We start from the raw sequence: 1932 nt of genomic DNA, 5'->3' as shown, positions 1-1932 counted from the left end.
GTACGGGGCATGGTGGGAGGGGTCGCTGAGCGACGATGGAGTGTGACCTGATCAGGCAGCGGCATCAACCGCCGCGCGCCCAAACCTTGACCTGAGGCAAGAAACCGAACCCAGCGAAACCGGTCAGGCCAACAGCCGGCACAGCGCGGTAAGGCTGTCCACCGTGGCATGGGGCGGTGTGTCGTCGTGCGGCCAGGGGTGGTTGGCACTGTTGATCCACACCGCCTGCATGCCGGCATTCAGTGCGCCCTGCGCATCCAGTGTGGCGTCGTCGCCCACGTGCAGCACCTCGTGGGGCAGCACATCAACGGCCGTGGCGGCCGCATGGAAGATGCGCACATCGGGTTTGGCGATGCCAAAGTCCGACGCGCTGATGCTGTGGCGAAAGTAGTGGCCGATGCCGATGCGGTGAATATCGGCATTGCCGTTGGACACCGCCACCACCGGGTAGCGCGCTGACAAGAAAGCCAGCGTATCGTGCGCATCGGCAAACAGCTCCACCCGCTGGCGCTCGGCAAAGAACAAATCAAACGCCGGTTCGGCCAGCGCGGGCTCATCACCGGCCTGCGTCAGCGCCAGCCGGATGGACTCGCGCCGCAGCGCGCTCAGGTCGCCCTTCAGGTCGGGGCGCAGGGTCACCATCTGGTTGCGGATGGCGCGCAGCGCCTCGGTGTCCGAGAAGAGTGCCGCCGTGGCAGGCGCGTGGTGGGTCAGCCAGTCCAGCAGCACACTCTCAGCCCGCGTGATGGTGGGCCAGATGGGCCAGAGCGTGTCGTCCAGATCGATGGAGATGGCGCGGATGCGGGAGGTGTCCAGAGAGGGAGTTGGCACAGGGCGCACCTGAAGGATGAAGGCGAAAAAAGAGGCCCCGGCGATGCACCGGGGCGAGGGCCGCAAAGCATACCGCAGGCCTTTGCGGAATGCAGACCGTTCAACCCGGGTCTGGCGCGCCCGCAGGCCCCAATGAAGATCCGCGCACCACCAGCAAGCCCGGCAGCAGGCTCTCACGTGCAGGGCCTTCCAAGCCGTTGATGCGCTCCAGCAGGCACTGCGCGGCACGTTGCCCGATGGCATCGGTGGGCTGGGCTACGGCGCTCAGGCCGGGCCGGATCAGCGACGCCCATTCGGGGTCGTCAAAGCCTACGAAACCCAGCTGTTGCCCAAACGTCCACCCCAGGCGCGAGACGGACGCTGCCACCCGCAGCGTGACCACCGAATTGCCCGCCACCACCGCGCAGCGCTCGCCGGGCCGGGCCTGCCGCAGCAGATCGGTGAGTGCCTGGTCCAGCACTTCGTCACCCTGCTCGGCCGCCAGCTCCAGCACCGCGCCGCGCACCGCCGAGCCCTTGGAAGACACCAGCGCACGAAAAGCCTCCGTGCGCTCGATGCGGGAACTCACGCCCAACAAGGGCTGGGTGATGTAGAGCAGACGCTGCCAGCCTTGCTGCTGCAGATGGGCACAGGCTTCGCGCATGGCGCCCTGGTTGTCCAGCGAGACGAAGTCTGCCGCCAGCCCGGCGTGGCGCCGGTCCACCAGCGCGGCGGGCTTGCCGTGCAAGGTGTTCACATCCGCCTGCCCCTCCCCCTGCCCCAGCGTGTTGAGGATGAACCCATCCACCTGGTAGCTGGCCAGCGCATCGATGGCCGCGCGCTCGCGTTCGCGGTCGTTGCCCAGGTTGAACAGCATGACCAGGTAGCCCGCATCCTGGCACGCCTTCTCGGCGCCGCGCAACACGGCCACCGAATAGGGGTTGGTGATGTCGGCCACCACCAGGCCAATCAGGCGCGAGCGGCCGTGGCTCAGCGCCTGGGCCATGGGGCTGGGCACATAGGCCAGCTTGGCGATGGCGGCCTCAACCCGCGCCGCAATGTCGGGGCTGAGCAGGCGTTCACGGTGGTTGAAGTAGCGCGACACCGTGGCCTTGGATACAC

At 67.5% G+C, this 1932-nt stretch carries 2 protein-coding genes; both read right to left on the bottom strand.

Annotation, left to right across the window (positions count from 1 at the left end; genetic code table 11):
- Positions 1-123: 123 nt before the first annotated feature.
- Positions 124-831: an HAD-IA family hydrolase gene (locus DBR23_RS12195; protein WP_108498425.1), complete on the bottom strand. Its 708-nt coding sequence runs from the start codon at positions 829-831 to the stop codon at positions 124-126.
- A gap of 100 nt (positions 832-931) precedes the next feature.
- Positions 932-1932, bottom strand: a 1001-nt coding sequence (locus DBR23_RS12190; protein ID WP_233250416.1) for a substrate-binding domain-containing protein, incomplete at its 5' end; no start/stop codon positions are given.

The organism is Acidovorax sp. HMWF018, from assembly GCF_003061035.1.
Lineage (GTDB): Bacteria > Pseudomonadota > Gammaproteobacteria > Burkholderiales > Burkholderiaceae_C > Acidovorax > Acidovorax delafieldii.
Note: the sequence above shows the minus strand (reverse complement) of the source record. Positions and strands in the feature narration are given on the sequence as shown.